This window comes from Sulfitobacter sp. UBA4523 (genome assembly GCF_002388305.1).
GTDB classification, from domain to species: domain Bacteria; phylum Pseudomonadota; class Alphaproteobacteria; order Rhodobacterales; family Rhodobacteraceae; genus Sulfitobacter; species Sulfitobacter pontiacus.
Window position 1 is genome coordinate 193890 of record NZ_DGMH01000050.1, and the last position, 24269, is coordinate 218158.

The window sequence follows — 24269 nt, forward strand, 5'->3', positions numbered from 1 at the left end:
AACGGGCCGATGGGCGCGAAGCTGTCGCAGGACTTGCCCTTGACCCACTGACCGCCGAATTCGATCTGAAAAGCGCGCTCTGACACGTCGTTGAAAGTCGCATAACCCGCCACATGGGACAGCGCGTCGGCCTCGGACACATGCTGCGCCTTGGTGCCGATAACGACCGCAAGTTCAACTTCCCAATCGGTTTTCTCGGAATCCTTGGGGATGATGATCGGGTCGTTGGCGCCGGTGGCCGCGCAGAGTTTGCTAAACAGGATCGGGTGATCGGGCACGTCCATGCCAGCTTCTGCCGCGTGGTCCGAGTAATTCAGCCCGATACACAGAATACGACGTATGTCATTGATCACAGGGGCAAACCGGCCCGTGATGACAGGCAAGGCCGAAACGTCCACATCGCGCAGCTGGTCCAGCGCTGCGGGTGCCATCGTGGCAAGCTCGATATCCGTCAGATGCTGCGTCAGATCGCGCGCGGCACCATCTACGTCAATCATCGCAGGTTTTATCCCGTCAGGGGTTTCGATACGGCAGAGTTTCATTAGCTAATCCTGTGTTTGTGAGGGGTGCGCATGCGCCTGACCTGATTCTCATAATCAGTATTATGTAAATAATTGGTACGCTTTGGGTGATGTTTTACTGTTAAAGCGCGACATAAAGCACTGAAAATATGCATAAAAAAGCGCTTCTTCATCCAGTTTATCCATTCTCCCATCCGCGCGGCTTCTTGCTTTACCCCGTTGTTCTGCGTGCCATAATCCACATGCGCCAAGCCGATGCAACTGTAAGCGATCGGCGCTTTGGCAGCTGCTGAACGAAAGGAAGAATATGACGCTCAAGATGTCTTCGGCGGATATGGTTGCCGCTGCCCGTGCGCGTATCCGCGAGATCGAAACGCCTGATCTGATGGCCATGCTGAAGGATCCGGATGTTGTTGTCGTTGACCTGCGCGATATCCGTGAACGCCAGCGCAGCGGCTATATTCCCGGCAGCTTTCACGCGCCGCGCGGCATGATCGAATTCTGGGTCGACCCTGACAGCCCATACTTCAAAGAGATCTTCGGTCAGGACAAAACCTTTGTCTTTCACTGTGCCTCTGGCTGGCGCTCGGCGATCACCACGGCGACGCTGCAAGACATGGGCTTTGACGCGGCGCATCTGCGCGAAGGCTTTTCGACATGGGAAAAGCACGGTGGTCCGGTCGAATACCCTGAAAAGAAAGACTAACGACGCCGAGGCGCCTATGCTACGTCTGCGCCACCACATCGTAACAACAAGGTCCTCGCTATGACATCCATTCTGATCCTGAACGGTCCGAACCTGAACCTGCTGGGCACGCGCCAACCCGAGGTCTATGGCAAGACGACTTTGGCCGATGTCGAGGCGCTGTGCCGCGAGAAAGCGAAGACGCTTGGGTTTGATGTGGCGTTTGAACAGTCCAACCACGAAGGCGCGCTGATCGATCTGATCCACGCGGCCAAAGGCAAACATGCCGGGATCGTGCTGAATGCCGGTGCCTATACCCATACGTCGATTGCGCTGATGGATGCGATCGCTTCGGTCGAGCTGCCGGTTGTCGAAGTACACCTGAGCAACATCCACGCGCGCGAGGAATTCCGGCACCGGTCTTACATCGCGCCTGTGGCTCTGGGTCAGATCTGCGGGTTTGGCGCACAGGGTTATCTGATGGCATTGGATGCGCTGAAAGCTCACCTAAAGGATTAGGTTTTAGCGCTTAGTAACTGATTTATAATAAAAAAGAGCGAAGGTGCCGATGCGCCCTCGCCCTTTTTCTCATCTGCTGTGTGACAGCTTAGCCTTTGGCGGCTTTTGCAACTTCTGCTGCGAAGTCTTCTTTAACGACTTCGATGCCTTCGCCAACTTCAAGACGGACGAAACCGGTGATGGTCGCGCCAGCTTCTTCCGCGGCCTTGCCGACGGTCAGGTCAGGGTTCACAACGAATGCCTGGTTCAGCAGTGTCACTTCGGACATGTATTTCTGCATGCGGCCAGTGATCATTTTCTCGATCACGGCTTCCGGCTTGCCGGACTCGCGTGCGATGTCCATTTGAACCTGCTTTTCTTTTTCAACAACAGCCGGGTCCAGATCCGCTTCGGACAAGGACGCAGGGTTCACAGCGGCGATGTGCATCGCGATCTGTTTGCCCAGTTCTTCGTTGCCGCCGGTCATTGCGACCAGAACACCGATTTTGCCCATGCCGGGTGCTACAGCGTTGTGCACATAGGACACGACCTGGTCGCCATCGATGGACTGCATGCGGCGCACCGACATGTTCTCGCCGATTTTCGCAATGGCATCGGTGATGACGGTGGAAACGGGCTTGCCGCCCATGTCTGCCGCGTTCAGCGCGTCAACGTCGGACACACCGGTAGCAACATCTGCGATGCCGGACACCATTTTCTGGAAGTCGGCGTTTTTGCCAACGAAGTCGGTTTCGGAGTTCACTTCGACAGCAACACCGTGGCCGCCTTCGACTTTAACGGCAACAAGGCCCTCGGCTGCGGTGCGGCCGGATTTCTTGGCTGCTTTCGCCAGACCCTTGGTGCGCAGCCAGTCAACGGCTGCTTCCATGTCGCCATCTGTTTCAGTCAACGCTTTTTTCGCGTCCATCATGCCGGCACCGGTTGTGTCGCGCAGTTCTTTGACCATGGATGCTGTGATTGCCATCGCTTTGGTTCTCCTTGAATTGGGATAAATTGAGGGGCAGAGCGTTCTGCACCACTGTCTCAATCATGTAATGGTTTTGTGACAGGCAGAGGGAAACATGCCCCCTGCCCGTCTCTTTCGCGTCGCTTACGACTTGGCGTCGGCCAGCGTTTCCTTCTTGGATTCGATATCCAGAGGTGCGTCTTTTGCCATTGCGTCGTTCGAAACGGTTTCTTCCGAAGCGTTGCCAACTTCAACACCACCGTCGATCAGGGCTTCTTCTTCGGGCGCTTCTTCCATCGCACCGATATCAACACCTGCGGCACCCAGCTGCGCGGACATACCGTCAAGTGCGGCACGTGCGGCCAGATCGCAATACATGTGGATCGCGCGGGCGGCGTCGTCGTTGCCCGGGATGATGTAGTCGATCCCGTCGGGGGAGCAGTTGGTGTCGACAACAGCGATAACCGGAATGCCCAGTTTGTTCGCTTCGGCCACGGCCAGTGCTTCTTTTTTCACGTCGATGACGAAGATCAGGTCAGGGCGACCGCCCATTTCACGGATACCACCCAGCGATGCTTCCAGCTTCGCTTGGTCACGTTCCATGCCAAGACGCTCTTTCTTGGTCAGACCGGAGAAGCCACGCTCGGACTGTTCGTCGATGGACTTCAGGCGTTGGATGGATTTGGAAACGGTCTGCCAGTTTGTCAGCGTGCCGCCCAACCAACGGTGGTTCATGTAGTACTGTGCGCATTTCTCTGCGGCTTCTGCGATCGGCTGTGCGGCCTGACGCTTGGTGCCAACGAAAAGAATGCTGCCGCCTTTGGCGACGGTGTCACGGATGACTTGCAGCGCCTGGTCCAGCATTGGAACAGTCTGTGTCAGGTCCATGATGTGGATGCCGTTACGCGCGCCATAGATGAACGGACCCATGCGTGGGTTCCAGCGCTGTGTTTGGTGACCAAAGTGTACGCCTGCTTCAAGCAGTTGGCGCATGGAGAACTCAGGAAGAGCCATGTCTTTATACCTTTCCGGTTTTGCCTCGTCGGGGGTCTCGATCCCGGAATGGGACCAACCGGCGGACGTTTAAGGATTTCTCCCTCAAAGGCCCAACCCCGACTGCGGGTTTAAGTGACGCGCGTATAGTCCGGATTTTCACGCTTCGCAAGGTCCAAGGCGCATGTTTTAGCCATTGGGGCCTTATATCAGCGCAATTCGGCGGGGTTTGGCGCTGCAAGCCCCGCCGAGGGATGGGCCGCGCGCACCTGTGCTTCACAGGCTTGGGCCAAGGCTTTGCGGTTCTCGAAATCGGCGACGGCCAGAGGCGTGTGATAGATCGTCGTCACCTGCCCCTGCCGCAGGGACGCCAAGGTGCGCAGCAGATGGCCGCCAAAGCTCATATCGCCCCACCAGCCATAAAACCGCGGGTCGGTCCCATTGGGCGCGGTATAAATCACGGTCACAGGCTGAACCCAGATCACGTCGCGCAGTTCGGGCGCGAAGAAGGACTGGAAGAGCGTGGTTTTGAACGGCAAGACCTGCTGGCCATCGGTGCTGGTGCCTTCGGGGAAGAACAACAGCCGGTGGTTGTCGAGCAAGCGCTGTTGGAACACCTCGGTCTGTTTGCGCGCGTGTTTCGGGTTGCGTTCGATAAACAACGTGCCGGTCGCCTTGGCGAGCCAGCCAATGCCGGGCCAGCTGGCGACTTCGGACTTGGACACAAAGTATATCCGTTGCGCCGCGTTCAAGCTGAAGATATCAAGCCAACTGGTGTGATTGGCGACGACAGCGCCCCTATGGCGCATCGGGGTGCCGATAACCGCGCGGCGTAACCCCATGATCCAGAATGCGGTTTTGCAGACAATCTGGGTGATATGCGGGGTCACGGGGCGACCCTGCCCATACAACGGGCGCTCTATCAGGCGGATCGCGAGCAGGATCACCAGCCCCACAAGAACCACCGTCGCCAGCAGCACCCCTCGCAGCAGCATCAGCACCCAGCCAAGCGGCCCGACGGATACCGGTGTCGGGTGGTCGGCGCTGTCCCAAGCCGCGCTCATCCTTGCTGTCCGCTGTAGATCTTGGCCTGCCGCTCGCTAAGCCGGGCGGTGTCGAGCATCAAAAGTACATCCGTCGTGTTGAAGTCATGGTCGATAAAGGCCCCCTCGCCCACACATCCGCCAAGCCGCAGATAGGCTTTGATCAGGCTGGGCATCTGCACCATCGCCTGACGTCGGTTCAGGATGTCGGCGGGGATCAGGTTCATCTCTTGGCGCGCCTTTGGCAGGGCGGTGACGCGCAGTTCGGGCGGCGCGAGGTAGGTGTGATGCAGCAGCGACAGGGGCTGCGCCAATGTCTCGGCCTGGGTGCCATGAAAGCTCGCGACGCCAAAAAGGATCTCTATCCCGTGTTCCGCCACATAAGAGGCAAGCCCCGCCCAAAGCTGGTGCATCGCGATGCCCCCGCGATAGGACGGATGCAGACAGGACCGCCCCAGCTCGAGTATCTCGCGGCCAGAGGATTTGAGCGCGGTCAGATCATATTCGTTTTCCGAATAGAACCCGCCTGCCCGATCCGCCATATCGCGGCGGATCAGCCGGTACACGCCAACGGTTTGCTGGGTTTTGCGATCAATAAGCAGCAGATGGTCCACGAAATCGTCGTATTGATCGACCTCTCGCCGGTTTTCGTGATCCACCAAAGGCCCGCCCGCCCCCAGCTCGGTGACAAAAACGTCATACCGCAGCCGCTGCGCCGCATGAAGATCCGCTTGGGTGCGCGCCAGACGGACTTCGAACTCTGCCGCTTTTGCAATGATCATGGGCTGGTTTCGTCTCCGGTCGCAATCACGCGGATAAATAGGCAGTTGCCGCCCGTTGCGCAATGCTTGCCCCACGTCGCGGTGGTTTTCGGCAGAAAATTAACGATTTGCTAACGAAGAGCCTTCATCAAAGACGGGGGTGAGCATCACCCGATGACTATCGACCACGATCTTGCCCTCGCTGCGGAAGTTTACCGTGACCTTGCCGCTGATATTGCTTTGCACCTGCCCCACGCCCCAATCGGGATGTGCGGGGTGGTGTACAAGCATTCCGGGTGTCAGTATCGCATTCAGGTCTTCCAAGCGTGCGTCCTTTCTGCGGCGCGGTGTGGGGGGCAGCTATTTAGGACCAGCTAATTAGGGGGTGTCCCATGGTAGAAACCGACACTGATCTTGCCGCCTTGATCGGCAGCCGCATCTGCCATGACTTGATATCGCCGGTGGGCGCAATCAACAATGGGCTTGAGCTGCTTTTGATGTCGGGCATGAATATGAGCCCCGAAGTCGCGCTGATCGATGAAAGCGTGCGCAACGCCAGTGCGCGGCTGCGGTTCTTTCGCGTGGCTTTCGGCGCGGGCGACGCGCAGCCTGTCCCTGCCCTAGAAACAAGCGGTATCCTGCGTGATCTATATGCTCAGTCCAAATGGCAGGTATCTTGGCCCGACGGCGTTGCCGCGCCGCGCAACGCGCTGCGGATGGTATTCCTGAGCCTGCTGTGTCTGGAAACGGGGATGCCCTACGGTGGGCAGATCACCATAGATCACCGCGATGCGGCATGGGACATCACCGGCACGGCCGACCGGCTAAGCATCAACGCTGCGCTTTGGGGCGTGCTGGCGGGGCAGTCCCGGACAGAGCGTCTAACAGCGTCGCAGGTCCAGTTCGGGCTGTTGCCCGCCATCGTGAAGGACAGCGGGCAACAATTGACGACAATGGTGACGGAAACGGCCATCACCCTTGGGATCACGGCTTAGCTGCGCACGGCCCCATCGCCACGCACCAGATACTTGAAGCTGGTCAGCTGCTCGGCACCGACGGGCCCGCGCGCGTGCATTTTGCCGGTGGCGATCCCGATTTCGGCACCCATGCCAAACTCTCCCCCATCGGCGAATTGGGTGGAAGCATTGTGCATCAGGATCGCAGAATCCAGCCGCGTCATGAATTTGGTCGCCGCCGCATCGTCTTCGGTGATGATGCAATCGGTGTGGTTCGAACCGTAGGTGCGGATATGGGTGATCGCATCGTCGATACTGCCCACGGTTTTCGCCGCGATGATCATATCAAGGTATTCGTGACCCCAATCATCCGCCGTGGCCGGCACGGTGCCTTCGATCTCGGCCAACTCGCCATCGGCGCGCACTTCGACGCCAGCGTCCAGCAGTGCCTTGATCACGCCCTTGCCAATCGTCCGCGCCACTTTCTCGTGGATCAGCAGACACTCAGCCGAGCCGCAAATGCCGGTGCGGCGGGTCTTGGCGTTCAGAACGACTTTCAAAACCTTCTCGGGGTCGGCGTTTTCATCGATATAGATGTGCACGATGCCTTCGAGGTGGGCAAAAACCGGCACCCGCGCTTCGCGCTGCACCAGCCCGACCAACCCCTTGCCGCCGCGCGGTACGATCACATCAATCGTGTCGGTCATGGTCAGCATCTCGCTCACCGCGGCGCGGTCGCGCGTGGGCACCAGCTGGATTGAATCCGCAGGCAGATCAGCGGCTTCGAGCCCCTGTTGCAAGGCGGCATGGATCGCGCGCGAGGAATGGAAGCTTTCGGATCCGCCCCGCAGGATCACGGCATTACCCGCCTTGAGGCAAAGCGCGCCGGCATCCGCGGTCACATTCGGGCGCGATTCATAGATCACGCCGATGACACCCAAAGGCGTGCGCACGCGCTGGATGTTCAGGCCCGTCGGCTGATCCCATTCGGTCAGCACCTGCCCCACGGGATCATCCTGTGCGGCGATGCTGCGCAGGCTGTCGGCGATGGCACTGATGCGCGCATCATCCAGCAAGAGCCGGTCCATCATTGCGTCAGAGAGCCCCTTGTCGCGGCCAAACTCCAGATCTTTGGCGTTCGCGTCCAGAATATCGGCGCTGCTGGCCATCAGCGCGTCAGCGGCTTTTTCAAGCGCGGTCTGCTTTTGGTCGGCACTGGCAAAGCCCAATGTCGCGGCGGCGGCTTTGGCGCGCGCGCCAATATCCGCCATCAACGCGGGAATGTCGTCTGTCTGTGTCATATCCAAGGTCATAACCTAATTACTGCTTTTTTGTCATTTCGGGTTGCCCTCTACCTAAAGCCTTCGGCGAGGATTTTAAACCATTTGGAGGTCAGGAAAGCGCAAGATCGTCCCGATGGATCAAAGCAGCACGCCCCGGCGCGCCCAGAATGGCCTCGATCTCCGAGGATTGACGACCTTTGATCAGCTCTGCCTCTGCGGAGGTATAGCGTGTCAGCCCGTGCCCGATGGGGCGCCCGTCAGGAGCAAGCAGCGCGACGGAGTCGCCGCGCCCGAAAGGGCCGGAAACAGCGGTGACACCGGCGGGCAAAAGCGACTTGCCCTTGGACATGGCAGCCACCGCACCGGCATCCAATGTGACGCTGCCGCGCGGTTTGATTGCCGTAATCCATTGTTTGCGCGCGGTTTGGGGGTCGGATTGCGCGGTGAACCAAGTGGCGTTGGCCCCGTTTTCGAGGGTCAGCAAAGGCCGCAAAGGTGATCCTTCGGAGATGGCCATGGCGCAGCCCGCGGCGGTCGCGGTTTTCGCGGCCATCAGCTTTGTCTTCATGCCGCCCTTGGACAGACCCGAGCCCGCATCGCCCGCCTGTGCCTCGATTTCTGGCGTAATCGTGTCGATCACCTTATAGCGGATGGCATCGGGGTCGTCATTGGGGTTGGCGGAATAGAAACCATCCACATCCGACAGCAGGATCAACCGGTCTGCCGCCACGGTCACGGCGATCTGCGCCGCGAGCCGGTCATTGTCGCCAAAGCGAATCTCGTCCGTGGCAACGGTGTCATTCTCGTTGACGATGGGTACCGCCCCCATGGACAACAGCTGCTCCATCGTGGCGCGGCTGTTGAGATACCGCCGACGATCCGCACTGTCTTCCAGGGTGACAAGCACCTGCGCGGCGGTGATTCCATAGGGTTCCAGCGCCTCTTCATAGGCGCGGGCGAGACGGATTTGCCCCACCGCCGCCGCGGCTTGGGATTGTTCCAGCGCAAGCGTGGTTGGCGGCAGCCCAAGCACACCACGCCCCAATGCGATGGAGCCCGAAGACACCAGCACCACATCCTTGCCCTGCCCCTTGAGCCACGCCACATCCTGCGCGAGACTTTGCAGCCAATCGCGGCGCAGTTGGCCGGTGGCCCGATCGACGAGCAGCGCCGAACCGATTTTTACAACGATACGGGTGCCGTCGCTTAGGGTTGCCAAGGTGCCTCTTCTTCATCTTCGGACCGGAAACGCAGCCGGTCGTCGTCAATCTGGCCACGCAAAGCCCGCAGCACCTCGGTGACGCCTTCGCGGGCGACGCCAGACATCATCATGACCTCTGCGCCGCAGGCTTTTTCCAATTCTTCGCGGGCGGTTATGCGATCATCTTCATCCAGTGCATCAATTTTATTCAACACGGTGATCCGCGGTTTGTCCGCCAGTTCGCCGCCATAGGCTTCGAGTTCGTTGATGATGGTCTGGTAATCTTCGGCAATGGTGTTCGACGTGCCATCAATCAGGTGGAGCAGCACCGCGCAGCGTTCGACATGGCCCAAGAACAGATCGCCCAGACCGCGCCCTTCGGACGCGCCTTCGATCAGGCCGGGGATATCGGCGACGACGAATTCGGTATTATCCACCCCCACAACGCCCAGATTGGGGTGCAGTGTGGTAAACGGGTAATCGGCAATCTTCGGCCGCGCGTTTGATGTCGCGGCGAGGAAGGTCGATTTACCCGCGTTCGGCAGGCCGAGCAGACCCACATCCGCGATCAGCTTGAGACGCAGCCACAGTGTGCGGTCCACGCCTTCCTGTCCGGGATTGGCACGGCGCGGTGCCTGGTTCGTCGCGGATTTAAAATGCAGGTTCCCCCAGCCGCCGTTGCCGCCCCGCGCCAGTTCGACCCGCTGGCCAAGCTCTGTCATATCGGCCAGCACGGTTTCCTGATCCTCATCAAGGATCTCGGTGCCCACGGGGACGCGCAGGATGATGTCATCGCCATCCTTGCCGGTGCGCTGCTTGCCCATGCCGGGCTGGCCGTTCTTGGCAAAGAAGTGCTGCTGGTAGCGGAAGTCGATCAGCGTGTTCAGCCCGTCGACGGCTTCGGCCCAGACCGATCCGCCCGACCCGCCGTCCCCGCCATCGGGACCACCGTATTCAATGTATTTTTCGCGCCGGAAAGACACGCAACCGCCCCCGCCTGCGCCAGAGCGGATATAGACTTTGCACAGGTCAAGAAACTTCATCAAAAGGGCCTTTCGGGGCACGTGTGGTCATAGTTTATGGCTATACGTCCAGGTTGGTACGCAGGTCTCGCGCGCCAGACAATAGGTTTCCGCATTGCCAAGATAGCGGAAGCCCGCATTTGTCAACACTTTGGCAGAGGCAGGGTTGTCGCGAAACACCGAGGCGAACATATTTTTGTTGCGCAGGGGATTGGCCTGCACCAGCGCCTGTACCGCCTCGGACGCCAGATGCGTGTTCCAGAACGCAGGGGCGACCCAATAGCCGACTTCGGATTGATCGCGGTCCATCCGGATCAGGGAAATCACGCCCATCACCTCGGAGCCACCGGTTTTCAGCCCATCCATGACCCAGACATCTTCTGTCCGGGGGGTGCTTGTGGCGCGGGTGATGAAGCTTTCGATTACGCCGGGCGGTAGCGGGTGTGGGATGGATGCGGTGCGCATCGCAACCCGTGGATCGCTGGCATAATGTTCGATCATCCCACGATCCGACATGCGCACAGGGCGTAGGTCAAACCGTTCTGTTTCAATCACTTGCTGTTGCGACACTGTTAAATCTTCCATCGTTATGTCCCTCCTCCGAACAGCACGAACAAGACAGAGGCCACCGTCAAAGCGGCCAAGGTCCACATCAAATATTTCTCCCAAACGCTGCCTGCGACCGTCTTTGCGATCCCCGCACCGGCCAGCGTCCACAAGGGGTGCAGCACGATCTGGCATCCCAGCAGCACGGCGGCCACCGTGGCCGTCGCCGCCAGCGCAGGCGTGCCGGGCGCGATGAAGGCCGTGAAGCTGCCCACGATCATCGCCCAGGCCTTGGGGTTCAGCGGGTGAACGATCAGCCCGGCCAAAAAGCCCGGCGCGGCCTCGGTTCGTGCGCCCTGCCCCAACCGCAGGTTCGCAACCTTCCACGCCAGCCAGATGATATAGGCGGCAGAGGCGAATTTCAGCGCGACGAAAACCCCCGGCGCGCGGTCGGCCAGTTGCATCAACCCGAAACCCACTGGCCAGATCACCAGCTGTTTGCCAAGGGCCACGCCCGCGACAAAAGGCAATGCCGCGCGAAAGCCGAAGCGCGCGCCCGTGGCCATCAGCGCCATATTCGCCGGTCCGGGTGTGCCGATCTGGCTTGCAGCGAAGACGATAAAGGATGTCAGGGCGACGCTCATGACTGACTCTTCTTCTTGCGCTTTTGCCGCGGCTTGGCGTCATAGACGGGCGGAGCGTAATCGGGTTTGATCAGCCCGAACAACAGGGTGTCGTGCCATTCGCCCCCCAGAAAAGACGACTGCCGCGCACGCCCTTCGGCGGCAAAGCCGACTTTGGTGAAACAGGCCGCAGCGCGTTCGTTGATGTCGAGCACACGGGCAGAGAGGCGGTGCAGCGACAGCGAGCCAAAGGCGTGGGCCGCAAGCAGATGCAGCGCGCGTGTGCCCAACCCCTTGCCCAGTTTCTTGGGGGCGAGAATGCCGATCGCGACATCGGCGCTGGCGTCCCACGGACGCAGGCTGTGCAGGCGCAGCGCACCGATCATCTTGCCGCGATGTTCGATGACCCAGGCCAGCGGTTCAACCAGCTGCGTTTCATACCAACGTTCGGCCAGCGCCTTGGTCATCACCGGCACGGCGTTCAACTCCGCCCCGAACATGTGGTGGATCTCGGGCGTGTTTCCAAGCTTGAACCGGGCGTCGATGTCACGGTGTTCGGGCGCGCGCAGACGGATGATACCATCGCTCAGCTCGGGGCGGTTTGATCGTGACATAACGGCCCCTCCCTTCCTGGGTGAACACTGGGCGATAAAATGGAAAAGGGACCGGCGTTTCCGCCGATCCCTAAATTTTCAAACCTCTCGGGTGCGGCTTATTCTGCGGCTTCTGCCGCTGGCAGGACCGAGATAAACGTACGGTTCTTCAGCCCCTTGTGGAACTGGACCTTACCGTCAACGGTTGCGAAGATCGTGTGATCCTTGCCCATGCCAACGCCTTCAGCGGGCCAGTACTTTGTACCGCGCTGACGCACCAGAATGTTGCCGGGAATGACAGCTTCGCCGCCATATTTCTTCACGCCAAGACGACGACCTGCTGAGTCGCGGCCGTTACGGGATGAGCCGCCTGCTTTTTTATGTGCCATTGGTGTCTCTCCTTAGCCTTTTGCGAGTTCTTTGGCCTGTGCGATCCAGTCTTCACGACCGACGCGACCTTTGAACGACAGTTTCTCTTCGATAGCTTCGACGTCAGCGTCTGTCCAAGCAGCGATCTGTGCGAAGGTTGTGATGCCTTCACCGTTCAGCTTGCCAACGATGACGGGGCCAACACCGGAGATCTTGCTCAGATCGTCGGCACCTTCGGCTGCGGGTGCAGCTTTGGCCTTCTTCGCCTTGGCAGGCTTGGCCGATTTCTCTTCGGCCTGGTTGTTCTTCACGCGCTTGGCCATTTCGGCCTGATCGGTTTTGTTCAGCGCATAACGCTCTTCCATGGCTGTCACGGCAGCAGCGCTGACGGAACCGGTGCCGATTGCCGCTTTGACGTCGGATTTATCCGCGCCGGACGACAGGATCTCGCCGATCTTGACCAGTGTCAGCTTTTGACGGTGGCCTTTGGTACGCTTGGAAGAGTGCTTCCGGCGGCGCTTGACGAAGTGAATGACTTTCTCGCCCTTGATCTGATCGACGACCTCGGCTTGAACGCCGGCCCCTGCGACCAAAGGAGCACCCAGCTTGGGGGAATCGCCGCCCAGCATGAGAACTTCGTTGAATTGGACTGTTTCGCCCGCGTCAGCAGCCAAACGTTCTACCCGCAGCATATCGCCGGATTGAACTTTGTACTGCTTGCCGCCTGTCTTGATGACCGCAAACATGCGTCTTCCTTTACTGTTTCCGCATCCTGTGGTCCCCGTTCGGGAGTTTGTCGGGCCTTGGCCCACCTCGGACAGCGCATCCCGTTTCGGGATGTTCATGAAATAACAAAGGCACCCGAAACGGGCACCCTTAGGTTGAGGCTTGCCGTATGATGCACCGCCCCCCTGATGTCAAGGGCCAGCACGGGCCTCGCGGGACTTATCGCAAAGGCGGTGCGGCTGGTTATAATTCCTCGGCCACCATGTTCAACGCAACTGCGCGACCAAGGGCATAGGACACGTCTTCGTATGCGGTGCCAAAGCCCTCGAACAGCGCTGTATTCAGGCTGCGCCCCGCATCGCTTTGCGCGAAGGCGATATAGCGGTCAAGCTCTGTATCCTCCAGCGGAGAATACGCCAGCAGCAGATAGCCATAAAGCCAGCCGCGCGTGTCTTGCGCGATCTCTTCTTGCTGCTGCGCCACGTCGGCCAGCATCTCGGCCTCTGTCATCTGCAGCGCGTTGCCATCTGCCATCCCGCGCATGAATTGAAAGTTGGAATTCATCGCGGCGGTGACGTTGCGGTCGATCATATCGCCACTGTCGATCAATGTGGTGATCTGCGCCAGACGTGGGTCTTCGCTGCCCTGAAGGTCATGGAAACCTGCGCGGGCGGCGTCTTCCACCTCGGGGTCGGTGATGGCGGCGCGGGCCTCGTTCTCGAGCGTGATGATCCTTGCGCCGGTGTCTTGCGCGAAAAAGGCAATGACATCCTCGCGGGCCTGCCCTTGCAAGCCCGCATCCAATGCCCCGCGCAGGGTTTCGACGATGCGTTCGGGGTTGTAGATGGCACGCACCTGCAGCGCCCACCCCGCGCCGCCCTGCCCGCCCAGCATATCGCGATCAAGCGTTTCCGCGTTCTCCAACCCCTCGCGCTGCAAAATCTCGGCCAGCTCGCCAAGACGCAGGACATCCACCAGCACGGTTGACCGCGCGTCGGCCCAAAGTGGCAGCGCCAGCATCCACAGGCCAGCAGCAAGAACAAAGGCGCGCATGGTTACAGGTCCTGACTGGGTTGCATGGTGCCAAGCCGCTGTGCGACCTCTTCAAACCGGTTCGCCATGATCTCGAACTGCACGGCGTTCATCAGCGCGTAGACCTCCTGCATCTGCGGATCTTCCAGCGCCTTGGCATAGACCAGCACCTCTTCATCCGAGAACGCCTGATAGGTATAGGCCGCCCCCGCCAGCGCGTTCTCTTTGATAGAGGCGCGCATCTCGGGCTCTTGCGCGCGCATCGCTTCGCGCAGGTCGGGCTCTTCCATCTGTAATTCGATCACGCCCGCCCCCGCCGCTGCCATCAGGAACCGGATCTGCACCTCTTGCAGCGCCTTGATCGAGCTCTCCTCGACATCGCTTGCCCCGTTCAGACGCGCCAACAGATCCACACGCGGAGAATCGATCCCGCGTAGCCCGTTCAGGATCGCATCGCCCGCCTCTGCCTTCGCGGCATCGTCTTCCTCCAAATGCGACGCATTTTCGGCGGCCACCAGGCGTTGGCCCAGATCACTGGCATAGAAATCCGACGCATGTTCCAGCGCATCATCGCTGAGCGCCTGCGCCAGAATACCGGCCCCCATGTCCAGCATCAAATCCGTCTCGAATACCTCGCGCACCAGACGCGACCATTCAGAGCCGAAGGCATCCGCATCAATCCCCAGCATTTCCGGCGCGGAATCAGCAGACAGCCGGATGCTTTCAAGAGCGACATCAAACCCTGTGACTTCCAGAAATGCATCGACCCTTTCCCTGTCGGCGGCCCGTGCCATCGGTGCAATCAGCGATACCATGACCGCCAATCCAAAACATAAAGTTAACGGCAAACGGGACAGTCGGCGCATCAGGGCATTCCTTTCAAGTTGATCCACCCCAAGAGCTTAGGCGAAATCCATCTGTCAGCAATGAAATTCCCCGTGTCCGCGAAAACTGGCCTAGCCCCCCTTGCCACCCCGCAAAATCCATCCTAAACGGACGCACCACACCGATGCGGAGAGGTGCCGGAGTGGTCGAACGGGGCGGTCTCGAAAACCGTTGAGCCTTCACGGGTTCCCAGGGTTCGAATCCCTGTCTCTCCGCCATTTCACCCTGACAGTTTATGTCCACCCCTTGCGGGACAAGCCGTCGCCTTGGTCGCAGGCCCCTGTGGCGCGGTGCGCTGTAAAAACTTGCGATCAGGGTCGTGATGCTGCACCCGCCCGCGTCAAAAATCCCCCGGCGCGCATTGCAGGCAGGCAAGCCCCTCGGCCCGCCATGCGTCAACGACCGAACTGCGATCATCGATGACCAGCCAGGGGGCCAGCCCGTCCGCTTGCATTTGCGCCAGCGCTTGACGTTTGACCTCCGGATCGCTCGCGGCGTCCTGATCCTTGGCGCGCAGGTAAACGCCGTCGAAGGGCAGATCGTGTTTGTGCAGCCAAGCGATCGTGTGTTCCGCCCAACCGTCAGGGCGGCCCGAGCAGATGACGATCGTCTCGCCGCTTTGCTTCAGGCGGCGCATCAGTTTGGCGATGGGGGCAATCAGCGGGGCGTCGGCCATCGCCATGTGGAACGCATCCCATTGCTTCTCGACGCCATGCACCAGATGACCCAGCTTTGCCGCGTCGAACTCGGCCAGAGTGCCGTCGACGTCGAATACCACGCAAGGTGTCAGGGGGGCGGATGTCATAGCTCTTTCTCCTCAAGAAATGTGCCCGACCGCTGAAACAGGATCGGGATGGCGTTTGGCGGGCGTGTGCCCGCGTCATGGGGTGTCCACAGCACGCGCGCGGCGCGGATGATACCGGAATGGCAGACCAGCACCGGAAGGTGGCCGGCGGGTGTGGCGGCACAGGCCGCGTGGATCGCGCCTGCGACACGATCAAGCATGGCGGGCCAGCTTTCGCCGCCGTCGGGGGTGTCTTCGCGTATGGGTTGCTGCGACAGCGGCTGCCCCTCGAACGCCCCCCAATCGCGTTCGCGCAACGCGGAAATCACGGTAAAACCGCACTGCGGAAAGGCGCGCTTGCAGGTTTCTCGCGCCCGTGCGGCGGGGCTGGCGAAAAGCGTGACCGGCTGCGGCCAGCGACGACGGGCCAGCGCGCGGGCCTGATCGCGGCCACGGGCTGTCAGCGCTACATCGGTCACCCCTGCGATGATGCTTTGCGCATTGGCGGTCGTCTCCCCGTGGCGGATCAGGCAAAAGTCCGAGGGCGGAAGCGCGGCCCCCCTCACAGGCGCACCGGATCATGCATGAAAACCTCGACGCCCAGATCCTCGATCAAATAGTCTTCTGGCTGTGTGCAGAAGGCTGGCGCAAAGCGTTTCGCGCCAAGCCGTTCCAGCATACGCACCTGATCGCGCAGCGGCGGGTGTACGTTCCAGCGTTGGAAATATCCCCCCGGCACGCTGCAGATCCCGCGGGCATGGGCGGTCATATGGCCCGTAAAGACCACATGCGCGTCGCGCCCCAAGCGGCCGCTTTCATGCCAGGCGCGCACATAGCCCCAGGCGGCACCGCCATCGGCATTGGGGGTGTCGCAGACAAGAAACCGCGCCTCGTCCAGCGGGCCGCGCGCCAGCAGCGGGGCGATCTTGGCCGCATCCACGCCAAGCGTACCGCTGCGCAGACCCGTCGCCAGCACCGCCTGACATTCAGGGTCCAGCATGACGCTGGCGTGACCATAGCGCCGGATCAGGTGCAAGGCCATTTCGCCCGCCCTGCCCGATGGCGGCACTGGCAAAAGCACCTGCCCCTCAAGCCTGTCCAGCAAGGCGTCAAGTGCTGCAAATCTTTCGGTCTGGGGCACATCGTCAAGCTGGTAGGAACAGTCCAGGATCGCCGTTGCCGCGGGCGGCGGAAGGTCCAGCGGGAACCAATCGGATTCCTCGGACCAATCGCCCGAGTAGAACAGCCCCTCGCCCAAGGCGAAATGCATCCAGACACCGCCCATGGCGTGCCCGTTGCGGCCCGTGGTCAGCTGCACGCCATCGATCACAGATACCCCCTGTTCGGGCAGCAGGTTGACCTTGGCGGCAGGGGGCAGCGCCTTGGCGGTTTGCGCAGTGGCATAGATCGGCAGCCCCGCCTCTACCGCATAGATCGCCCCGCCGATGTGGTCGATATGGTCATGGGTGATAAAGACCGCATCCGCGCCCTTCAGCCAGCGCGGGTCAAAATGGGCGTGGGCCTCGGGGCCAAAGCCGCAGTCGAGCAGCCAGCGCCGATTGCCCGTGTTCAATTGCATGCACGCGGGGCCCTTGTCCCCGATGCCGGAAAGTACTCTTACGCTTTGCATTTAATCCTCGGAGAATGCCCATGGGGTGGTGATCGTCAGGCCAAGCTGCATGCCGACATCAAACCGTGCCCGTGTTTCAGCCAGCAGTCGCGTGCCGCAGTCCGCGACGGTTTCCAGAAGGTATTTGCCGCCCAGATAGGTCACCCGCGCCACTTTGGCGCGCAGGTCGCCGGTTTCGCTGATGGTCAGGTTTTCGGGGCGCAGGCAGACATGGCTTGGCATGTCATCCCCGCTTTGCACCGCGATCCGCGTCCCCAGAACATGGCCGTGCAGGGCGCTATCGCTCTTTTCGACCCCGCGCATAGGCACCACCGTGCCGCGCCCGACGAATTCGGCGACAAAGCGGTTCTTGGGGCGTTCATACAGCGTTTGGGGCGTGTCGAACTGCTGGATGCGGCCCTTGTCCATCACGGCGATCCGGTCGGCCATGGCCATCGCCTCTGATTGATCGTGGGTGACATAGACCATCGTCGCGCCGGTGCGCTTGTGAAAGTCGGTGAACACTGTTTGCATCGACGCCCGCAGCGCCACATCAAGGTTGGCCAGCGGTTCGTCCAGCAGCACCGCATCGGGGTGCGACACCAGACAGCGCGCCAAAGCGACCCGCTGACGCTGCCCGCCCGACAGTTCGGAGGGCATCCGGTTGGCATAGTCCGTCAGCCCCGTCGCCTGTAACGCCTGATCGGTCTGCGCGGTGATCTCGGCCTTGGAAAAACGCCGGATCTCCAGCGGATAGGACACATTGCGCCGCACGTTCATATGGGGCCAAAGCGCGTAGGACTGGAACACGAAACCGATGTTGCGATCCTCGGGCGGGACCATGCGGTTGCCGGCCACATGCGCGACCTCGCGCGGGCCGATGGAAATCTGCCCCGTCGTCGGCATCTCAAACCCCGCAAGCAGGCGCAGCAGCGTGGTCTTGCCGCAGCCCGACGGCCCCAGCAGGGCGACGAATTCGCCGTCCCTGAACGTGGTGGTGATGTCATGCAGCGCGGGGGCACCGGCGAATGATTTGCCAAGCGCGGACAGGCTTATGTCTGCCATGGGACTACTCCTTTGGGGAAACGTCGGGACATCAGCTGCACCAGCACCATCAGCGCCATAACCACCAGCACGATGGTCATCGCCAGCGCGCTGGCCATTGCGGTCTCGCCACTGTCGTCCAGATTGAAAATGACCACGCCCAACGTTTCGGTCCCCGAGGACCAGAGCAGCGCGGAAACCGTGAGCTCGTTAAACGCGGTGAGAAACACAAGGATCGCCCCTGCCGCCGCCGCCGGTGCCGAGAGCGGCACGATCACATCGCGCAGCCGCTGGAACAGCGATGCCCCCACCGATTGCGCGGCTTCGCCCATGGCAGGATCCAACTGCTTGATGCTCGCTTGCACGGGGCGGAACATCACCGCAAAGAACCGCGCCAGATAGGCAAAGAAAATGATCCAGATCGTGCCGTAAAGCGTCGCATCGGTGAACGGCAGCTTGATCAGCAGCAGGATCATCGCAATCGACAACACCACTCCGGGCAAGGCATAGGGCAGATCCAGCAGGCTGTCGAACAGCCGCGACAGCCGCGTCGGGTTCCGCTCCATCAGCCACGCCAGCGGCAGGCAGAGCAGCATGAGCACAACCGCCGCGCCGATCGCCAGACCAAAGGAGTTCGCAAAAGCCCGCGTTGTGACCGGCTGGCGCAGCAGGACCTCGGTCCACGCCTGAAGGGTTACGGTGTCAAGCCGCAGTGGCACGCCATAGGCAGGCACCAGCGACGTCGCTAGCAGGCCGAACATGGGCAGCACAAGGATCGTGCAGACCACGGCCCATAGCAACACCTCGACCGGCAGACGCGCCGCCCCGAGCGGGATCGCCAAGGGGCGCGACGTGGCCCCCACCAGATAGACCCGTTGGCGCGATTGAAAGAACCGTTGCGTCAGGATGCCCGTTACAGCCACCGCACCGATCAGCATGGCGAGGATCGATACCTCGGCCAGCACGCTGGTGCCCATGCCCGCCAGCTTTTGGTAAACCAGCGTCGGCAGGGTCGCATAGCCCGCCGGAATACCCAGCATCGCGGGAATGCCAAAGTTGCCAAGGGCGGTGACAAAGGTGATCGCCGTTCCCGCGGCCAAACTGGGCAGGGTCAGGGGCATGACCACCTGCCACCACGTGCGCAGCCCCCGCGCGCCACTGATGCGCGCCGCCTCTACCACCTCTTGCGGGATGGCGCGCAGACCTGCACGCAGGGTCAGGAAAATAATCGACATATGCTGGATGCCCAGCAACAGAATGATACCTTGCGCCGAATAAAGCGGCTGCGGTGACCCCAGTGGCGGTGCCAGCCCCAAGGTCTTGAGCAACACAGACGACGGCCCCATGATCTGGGTCCAGGACAGCGCGGTGATCTGGGGCGGGATCATCATCGGGATCATCAGGCAGAACACCAGCGCCGCCTTGGCGCGCAGATCGGTCAGCGCCACCAGAAACGCAAAGGCAGACCCCAGAACCACCGAGACCAGGGTGCCAAACCCTGCGGTCACCAGCGAATGTTTCAGCGCGCTCAGCGTCGATGGCTGGCGCAGCACCTCGCCCGCGAGCGACAGGCCAACCGCGCCCTGATCCGTCACCCCTTCGACAAAAAGGCGCAGCACCGGCGCAAGGGTCAGGCTGATCGCCACAATCAAAATGGTAGAGAGCAGCCACCCCTCGGACCGGCTGCCCCCGTTTTTTGTCAGAACGCCCATTACTCGGCGCCAAACAGCTCTGTGAATTTGGCCTTGTTGGCTTCGGCGTCCTTCAACGCGGTCGCGGGATCGAAATCCATCAGTTTGATGTCTTCGCGCGCAGGGAAACCGGCGGGCACGCCCATGCCGTCGCGTGCGGGGATATAGCCCATCTCAAGCACCACATCCTGACCTTCCGCGCTCAGCAGGAAATCGACGAACTTCTGTGCGCCTTCGACGTTCTTGGCGGTCGACATGATCGCCACGGGCTCGGTCACATAGGATACGCCTTCGGTCGGGAAGACGAATTCGACAGGCGACCCTTCGGCCTTGTTGCGGATGGCAAGGAAGTCGACGACCATGCCATAAGGTTTCTCGCCCGAGGCCACGGCCTTGAACGTGCCGCCGTTGCCGCCTTGGGCGCGGGCGTCGTTTTCCGCCAGTTGTTCGTAATAGCCCCAGCCAAGGCTGTCATCGCCGGTCAGGGTTGCCAGATGGATCAGCGCCGCACCGGAATACAGCGGGGATGGCATGGCCACCTGACCTTTCAGGGCCGCATCGCTCAGGTCGTTCCACGATGTCGGAGCCGTCTCGACGCCGGTGTTATAGACGATGCCTGTCGTGATCAGCTTGGTCGAGTGATAGAAGCCGTCGGCAGAATAAAGCGCGCTGTCATAATTGGCAGCCTCGGGGGATCGGTAAGCGGTCAGCAGACCTTCTTGGGCCATGCCCTCCAGCGTCACGGTGTCGGCGATCAGCAGCACGTCGGGCTGCGGGTTGCCTGCCTCGATCTCGGCGCGCAGACGGGCCATCAGTTTGGTCGTGCCGTCGCGAACCCATTCGACATCGGTATCGGGGTTGGCGGCTTTGAAGGCGTCCACAGTCTGCTGCGCATCTGCATTGGGCTGCGAGGTGTAAAGTGTGATTGTATCTGCAAGGGCCGTGCTGGCCATCAGGGCAAAAGCGGTGGTGGTGAGGATGGTTTTCATGGGGCTCTCCTGAAAAGGTAGCTTTCGTACGAAAGCATTTCACGCTCGCCTTATTCCCATCTTACGCTACAGATTTATGACATTTCCGTAACAGATTTAATTATATTGCGCCGTGGACGGGGTCGCTCTAGGGTCCGGCTAACCTTGAGTTGTTTTCGAAGGAAAATAGATGGCGCGACCTACTCTGACCGACCGGCGCGACAGGATCATTGCGCTGCTGTCGCAGAACGACGCTTTGTCCCCTGCCGAACTATCGCAGCATCTGGACGTTTCGGTGCAGACCATCCGCGCCGACCTGCGCGACCTTGATGACGCGGCACTGGTGCAGCGCCGCAAGGGAAAGGTGCAACTGCGCCAGCAAAGCGAGAATATCGGCTACCTGCCCCGCGAAACCATCGCGCGACAGGAGAAGCAGCGCATCGCCTTGGCGGTCAAGAACCTGATCCCCGATGGTGCACGGGTGGCGCTTGGGACGGGGACAACGGTCGAGCATTGCGCGCGGTTTCTGTCGTCGCACAAAGACCTATTCGTCGCGACCAATAGCATCCACGCGGTTTGCGCCCTGCAGAATGCCGCGGGCGTGATGGTGGAGCTGGCGGGCGGCAATGTACGGATGCGTGATCTGGATCTGATCGGCGCTGCAGCGCTGGCGTTTTTCGCGGGTTACCGCATGGATTACGCGGTGTTCAGCTGTGGCGGGCTGTCGGGGTCGGGCGCGGTGATGGACTATAACTCGGACGAGGTGCTGGCGCGCAAGGCGATTGCGGGCTGCGCCAAGACAACGATCCTGGTGGCCGATCAGGGCAAGGCGGATTTGGACCTTGCCTGCCAGCACGGGGAGATCTGGGCCTATGATTACCTTGTCACAGGGGCCGTGCTGTCGCCCGATCTGCTGTCCCGCGCCGCCGCCCATGGGTGCACGGTGATCAAGGTCTGATCCCTACCCCGTGACACGCCGTAGAAAGGATTGGGTGCGCGGGTCTTTGGGTGCATCAAGCAGTTCTGCCGGTGGGCCCTGTTCGACAATCCGTCCCTCGTCCATAAAGACGATCCGATCCGCAATCTCGCGCGCGAACTGGATCTCGTGGGTCACGATCAGCATGGTCTGTCGTTTCTCGGCCACGCGCCGCATGAGGTCGAGCACCTCTCCCACCCATTCGGGGTCCAGCGCCGAGGTCGGTTCGTCAAACAGCATCAGATCCGCATCCAGCGCCATCGCGCGGCCGATGCCCACCCGTTGCTGCTGGCCGCCCGACAGCGCTGCGGGGTAGCTGTCGGCTTTCTCGAACAGACCGGTTTCGCGCAGCGTCGCGTCGGCACGGGCGTTGGCCTCGGCCTTGCTATAGCCCTGAACGGTGATCAGCGCCTGAGTGATATTCTCGCGCGCGGTCTTGTTGGCAAACAGCGCGTAGTTCTGGAACACGAAGGACGTGCGCCGCCGCAGCGCCAGAATATCGGCGCGCTTCGCCGTAGCCGCATCGACAGACATATCGCCAATGCGGATGATGCCCGCGTCAGGCGCATCAAGAAAGTTCAGGCAGCGCAGCAAGGTGGACTTCCCCGTGCCCGACGGCCCGATGATCACCACCCGTTCGCCTTGGGCGATATCAAGCGAGATGTCTTTCAGCACGGCGGTGCTGCCAAAGGATTTGGTCAGGCCGGATATGGTGATCCCGTCACCCGTCGCCCTGCCCGTCTCTGGAATGCTTTGTGTATTGGTCATCGCGCATGTGCCTTGTTCAGATAGACCTCTAGGTGACGCTGTGCGAAGGCCAATGTCTCTACCATGACCCAATAGATCGCGGCGACGACGAGAAAGGCTTCGAAGTAGAGGAAGCTGCCCGCTGCCTCTTTCTGGGTCGCCCCCATCAGTTCGGTCACGCCAAGGGTAAAGGCCAGCGAGGTGCCTTTGATCATATCGATAAAGTAATTCACCAAAGTCGGTGCCGCGACCCGCGAGGCCTGAGGCAGAATAATCTGGCGCATCATCTGGCCTTGGGTCATGCCAACGGCCTGCGCGGCCTCCCACTGGCTGCGGTCCACACCCAGAATGGCCGCGCGGATGCTTTCCGCCATATAGGCCGAGAAATGCAGCGTCAGCCCCATGATGGTCGCGGTGACGCCGTCGATCTTGCCCAGAAAACTCAGGACTTGCGGCAGGCCGTAGTAGAACAGGAACAACTGCACCAACAACGGCGTGCCGCGAAAGAAGCTGATGAACAGTCGCACAAAAACGTCGAGGACCGGAACCCGAAACACCCGTTCAACCGCGAGCACAGAAGCCAGCACCAATGCGCAGACCATGCCCACAAACGCCATGAACAGCGTCAGCGGGACATAGCCCAGCAACACGGGCAGCAAGCCCCACATATATTCGAAATCCAGTCCCCGCATTTTGTGTTACTCGGCTGTTGTGATGTCAGAGCCGAACCATTTTTCCGAAATCTCGGTCAGGGTGCCGTCTTCTTTCAGCTTGGTGATCGCGGCGTCAAACCGGTCACGCAGGGCCTGACCTTCGTCATCGTTGCGGAAGGGCAGCGCATTGCGGATCTCGCTAAAGGGTTTGCCCGCAAGCGCCAGCGGCAGCGGGCTTTCCGCGATCAGCTGGGCCGAGGAAACGCGGTCCATCACAAAGGCATCCACGCGACCAAGGGCCGTGTCTTGCGCAATGTTGCTTTCATAGGTGCGAATGTCGATCTCGCCCGCGTTCGGCAGCTCGTTCAGCAGTTCCTCGAAGTTGGAGCCGAGGTTGACCGCAACGGTCTTTCCGCTCAGATCCTCGACACTGCCGATGGTGTCTTCGTTGCCCTCTTTCACCACGACCTGCGCCCCGTCAAAGACATAGGGCTGCGAAAAGGCGAATTTCGCCTCGCGTTCGGGGGTGATGGTGATCTGGTTGGCGATCGTGTCGATGCGGCCAGATTCCAGCGCGCCGATCAGGCCGGAAAAGGACATGGTGACAAAATTCACCTCGTCGCCAGTTTCCTTGGCGACGGCGTTGATGAAATCGACCTCGAACCCTTGAAGCTCGTCAAGCTTTACGAAGGTAAAGGGAAAGTACCCGCCCGACATGCCGACATTCAGCGTCTCTGCCTGAGCAGCACTGACGCCGGTAGCAAGGGCGATTGCGGTGAGTGTGGCGTGTTTGATCATGATATTCTCCGTTACGTCTAAGGGGGAGGTAACATGACGCAGCCGCGCTTCAATGGCGCAGCGTCAAGCAAGTCCGCGGTGGTGTCATTCACCCCTGGTCAGGAATAAAATTCTGGCAAGGGCTTTGATCGCGAAACGCTGTTTCGGGGGCCGCAGCGATGGAAGGGGTTTTGGGGGAAGATATCAAGCGAATTAGCGCGCAATTGGGGGAATCACCAGCGCCGGATTGCACCGCATAAGCATCTGATCAGAAAAAATAAAACCGCCGCAAAGTGGGAGAACTTTGCGGCGGGGG

The 24269-nt window shown here is 60.7% G+C and carries 29 protein-coding genes and 1 tRNA gene; 5 read left to right on the top strand and 25 right to left on the bottom strand.

Annotated elements, in window-relative coordinates; genetic code table 11:
- On the bottom strand, window positions 1-497 hold a 497-nt coding region (locus B3849_RS12395; protein WP_286780238.1), incomplete at its 3' end, for a fumarylacetoacetate hydrolase family protein.
- Window positions 498-828: 331 nt separating this feature from the next.
- On the opposite strand from B3849_RS12395, the gene B3849_RS12400 reads away from it, so the two are divergent.
- Together B3849_RS12400 and aroQ are read left to right on the top strand one after the other, a co-directional pair.
- Window positions 829-1227, top strand: coding sequence for a rhodanese-like domain-containing protein (locus B3849_RS12400; protein WP_005853596.1), 399 nt, complete (start codon window positions 829-831; stop codon window positions 1225-1227).
- 60 nt (window positions 1228-1287) lie between these two features.
- Window positions 1288-1725, top strand: a complete 438-nt coding sequence (gene aroQ, locus B3849_RS12405; RefSeq protein ID WP_037964501.1) for a type II 3-dehydroquinate dehydratase — start codon at window positions 1288-1290, stop codon at window positions 1723-1725.
- Window positions 1726-1813: 88 nt separating this feature from the next.
- On the opposite strand, the gene tsf is transcribed toward aroQ, so the two are convergent.
- The 5 genes from tsf to B3849_RS12430 form a co-directional block, all read right to left on the bottom strand.
- Window positions 1814-2689 (bottom strand): translation elongation factor Ts, encoded by an 876-nt coding sequence (gene tsf, locus B3849_RS12410; protein WP_005853593.1) that lies wholly within the window; start codon window positions 2687-2689, stop codon window positions 1814-1816.
- Between the two features lie 126 nt (window positions 2690-2815).
- Window positions 2816-3685 carry a 30S ribosomal protein S2 gene (gene rpsB / locus B3849_RS12415; RefSeq protein WP_005853591.1) on the bottom strand — a complete coding sequence of 290 codons (870 nt, stop codon included), beginning with the start codon at window positions 3683-3685 and terminating at the stop codon, window positions 2816-2818.
- Window positions 3686-3873: 188 nt separating this feature from the next.
- Window positions 3874-4728 carry a lysophospholipid acyltransferase family protein gene (locus B3849_RS12420; protein WP_278426349.1) on the bottom strand — a complete coding sequence of 285 codons (855 nt, stop codon included), beginning with the start codon at window positions 4726-4728 and terminating at the stop codon, window positions 3874-3876.
- The gene (locus B3849_RS12425) at window positions 4725-5489 is read right to left on the bottom strand and encodes a GNAT family N-acetyltransferase (protein WP_278426348.1); all 765 of its coding nucleotides are present in this window, start codon (window positions 5487-5489) and stop codon (window positions 4725-4727) included. The genes B3849_RS12420 and B3849_RS12425 overlap by 4 nt, the downstream gene beginning before the upstream one ends.
- 99 nt (window positions 5490-5588) lie before the next feature.
- The gene (locus B3849_RS12430; RefSeq protein WP_278426347.1) at window positions 5589-5792 is read right to left on the bottom strand and encodes a DUF3553 domain-containing protein; all 204 of its coding nucleotides are present in this window, start codon (window positions 5790-5792) and stop codon (window positions 5589-5591) included.
- A gap of 68 nt (window positions 5793-5860) precedes the next feature.
- On the opposite strand from B3849_RS12430, the gene B3849_RS12435 reads away from it, so the two are divergent.
- Window positions 5861-6463, top strand: a complete 603-nt coding sequence (locus B3849_RS12435) for a histidine phosphotransferase family protein (protein WP_278426346.1) — start codon at window positions 5861-5863, stop codon at window positions 6461-6463.
- Here the strand turns inward: B3849_RS12435 and B3849_RS12440 are convergent.
- The 10 genes from B3849_RS12440 to B3849_RS12485 all read right to left on the bottom strand — a co-directional run bounded on the left by B3849_RS12440 (window position 6460) and on the right by B3849_RS12485 (window position 14685).
- Complete coding sequence (locus B3849_RS12440) at window positions 6460-7737, bottom strand: glutamate-5-semialdehyde dehydrogenase (protein ID WP_278426345.1); 1278 nt, start codon at window positions 7735-7737, stop codon at window positions 6460-6462. The genes B3849_RS12435 and B3849_RS12440 overlap by 4 nt on opposite strands.
- Window positions 7738-7816: 79 nt before the next feature.
- Entirely contained in the window at window positions 7817-8926 is a 1110-nt protein-coding gene (gene proB / locus B3849_RS12445) for a glutamate 5-kinase (protein ID WP_278426344.1), read from the bottom strand.
- Window positions 8914-9951 (bottom strand): GTPase ObgE, encoded by a 1038-nt coding sequence (obgE, locus tag B3849_RS12450; RefSeq protein ID WP_286780239.1) that lies wholly within the window; start codon window positions 9949-9951, stop codon window positions 8914-8916. The genes proB and obgE overlap by 13 nt, the downstream gene beginning before the upstream one ends.
- A 27-nt stretch (window positions 9952-9978) precedes the next feature.
- The gene (locus tag B3849_RS12455; RefSeq protein WP_005853576.1) at window positions 9979-10515 is read right to left on the bottom strand and encodes a GNAT family N-acetyltransferase; all 537 of its coding nucleotides are present in this window, start codon (window positions 10513-10515) and stop codon (window positions 9979-9981) included.
- 2 nt (window positions 10516-10517) lie between these two features.
- Entirely contained in the window at window positions 10518-11120 is a 603-nt protein-coding gene (locus B3849_RS12460) for a LysE family translocator (RefSeq protein ID WP_278426342.1), read from the bottom strand.
- Entirely contained in the window at window positions 11117-11713 is a 597-nt protein-coding gene (locus B3849_RS12465) for a GNAT family N-acetyltransferase (protein WP_278426341.1), read from the bottom strand. Before B3849_RS12465 ends, B3849_RS12460 begins: the two co-directional genes overlap by 4 nt.
- Window positions 11714-11811: 98 nt before the next feature.
- Window positions 11812-12081, bottom strand: coding sequence for a 50S ribosomal protein L27 (rpmA, locus tag B3849_RS12470; RefSeq protein ID WP_005853571.1), 270 nt, complete (start codon window positions 12079-12081; stop codon window positions 11812-11814).
- Window positions 12082-12093: 12 nt separating this feature from the next.
- Window positions 12094-12807: a 50S ribosomal protein L21 gene (locus tag B3849_RS12475; protein WP_005853569.1), complete on the bottom strand. Its 714-nt coding sequence runs from the start codon at window positions 12805-12807 to the stop codon at window positions 12094-12096.
- A gap of 223 nt (window positions 12808-13030) precedes the next feature.
- On the bottom strand, window positions 13031-13840 hold the full coding sequence (locus B3849_RS12480; RefSeq protein WP_286780240.1) for a hypothetical protein: 810 nt from the start codon (window positions 13838-13840) through the stop codon (window positions 13031-13033).
- A 2-nt stretch (window positions 13841-13842) separates the two neighbouring features.
- Window positions 13843-14685 (bottom strand): DUF2059 domain-containing protein, encoded by an 843-nt coding sequence (locus tag B3849_RS12485; RefSeq protein ID WP_278426340.1) that lies wholly within the window; start codon window positions 14683-14685, stop codon window positions 13843-13845.
- 147 nt (window positions 14686-14832) lie between these two features.
- Between B3849_RS12485 and B3849_RS12490 the strand changes: the two genes are divergently transcribed.
- Window positions 14833-14922 (top strand) — tRNA-Ser (locus B3849_RS12490).
- A gap of 122 nt (window positions 14923-15044) precedes the next feature.
- On the opposite strand, the gene B3849_RS12495 is transcribed toward B3849_RS12490, so the two are convergent.
- The 6 genes from B3849_RS12495 to B3849_RS12520 are packed head-to-tail and all read right to left on the bottom strand — an operon-like array spanning window position 15045 to window position 20821.
- Window positions 15045-15509: an HAD family acid phosphatase gene (locus tag B3849_RS12495; RefSeq protein ID WP_037944292.1), complete on the bottom strand. Its 465-nt coding sequence runs from the start codon at window positions 15507-15509 to the stop codon at window positions 15045-15047.
- Window positions 15506-16054 carry a histidine phosphatase family protein gene (locus B3849_RS12500; RefSeq protein WP_278426339.1) on the bottom strand — a complete coding sequence of 183 codons (549 nt, stop codon included), beginning with the start codon at window positions 16052-16054 and terminating at the stop codon, window positions 15506-15508. The genes B3849_RS12495 and B3849_RS12500 overlap by 4 nt, the downstream gene beginning before the upstream one ends.
- On the bottom strand, window positions 16051-17067 hold the full coding sequence (locus B3849_RS12505) for an MBL fold metallo-hydrolase (protein ID WP_009824630.1): 1017 nt from the start codon (window positions 17065-17067) through the stop codon (window positions 16051-16053). Before B3849_RS12505 ends, B3849_RS12500 begins: the two co-directional genes overlap by 4 nt.
- 51 nt (window positions 17068-17118) lie before the next feature.
- On the bottom strand, window positions 17119-18162 hold the full coding sequence (locus B3849_RS12510) for an ABC transporter ATP-binding protein (RefSeq protein ID WP_286780241.1): 1044 nt from the start codon (window positions 18160-18162) through the stop codon (window positions 17119-17121).
- Window positions 18150-19853 (bottom strand): ABC transporter permease, encoded by a 1704-nt coding sequence (locus B3849_RS12515; protein WP_278426336.1) that lies wholly within the window; start codon window positions 19851-19853, stop codon window positions 18150-18152. The genes B3849_RS12510 and B3849_RS12515 overlap by 13 nt, the downstream gene beginning before the upstream one ends.
- Complete coding sequence (locus B3849_RS12520; RefSeq protein ID WP_278426335.1) at window positions 19853-20821, bottom strand: ABC transporter substrate-binding protein; 969 nt, start codon at window positions 20819-20821, stop codon at window positions 19853-19855. Before B3849_RS12520 ends, B3849_RS12515 begins: the two co-directional genes overlap by 1 nt.
- Before the next feature lie 169 nt (window positions 20822-20990).
- Between B3849_RS12520 and B3849_RS12525 the strand changes: the two genes are divergently transcribed.
- A complete protein-coding gene (locus B3849_RS12525) occupies window positions 20991-21758 on the top strand; it encodes a DeoR/GlpR family DNA-binding transcription regulator (RefSeq protein ID WP_278426334.1) in 768 nt (255 codons plus the stop codon).
- A gap of 3 nt (window positions 21759-21761) precedes the next feature.
- On the opposite strand, the gene B3849_RS12530 is transcribed toward B3849_RS12525, so the two are convergent.
- From B3849_RS12530 to B3849_RS12540, 3 genes are read right to left on the bottom strand one after another with little or no spacing between them, the layout of a single operon-like run.
- Window positions 21762-22544 (bottom strand): amino acid ABC transporter ATP-binding protein, encoded by a 783-nt coding sequence (locus tag B3849_RS12530; protein WP_254704200.1) that lies wholly within the window; start codon window positions 22542-22544, stop codon window positions 21762-21764.
- Entirely contained in the window at window positions 22541-23215 is a 675-nt protein-coding gene (locus B3849_RS12535; protein ID WP_005853555.1) for an amino acid ABC transporter permease, read from the bottom strand. Before B3849_RS12535 ends, B3849_RS12530 begins: the two co-directional genes overlap by 4 nt.
- A gap of 6 nt (window positions 23216-23221) precedes the next feature.
- The gene (locus tag B3849_RS12540; protein ID WP_005853554.1) at window positions 23222-23974 is read right to left on the bottom strand and encodes an amino acid ABC transporter substrate-binding protein; all 753 of its coding nucleotides are present in this window, start codon (window positions 23972-23974) and stop codon (window positions 23222-23224) included.
- Window positions 23975-24269: the final 295 nt, after the last annotated feature.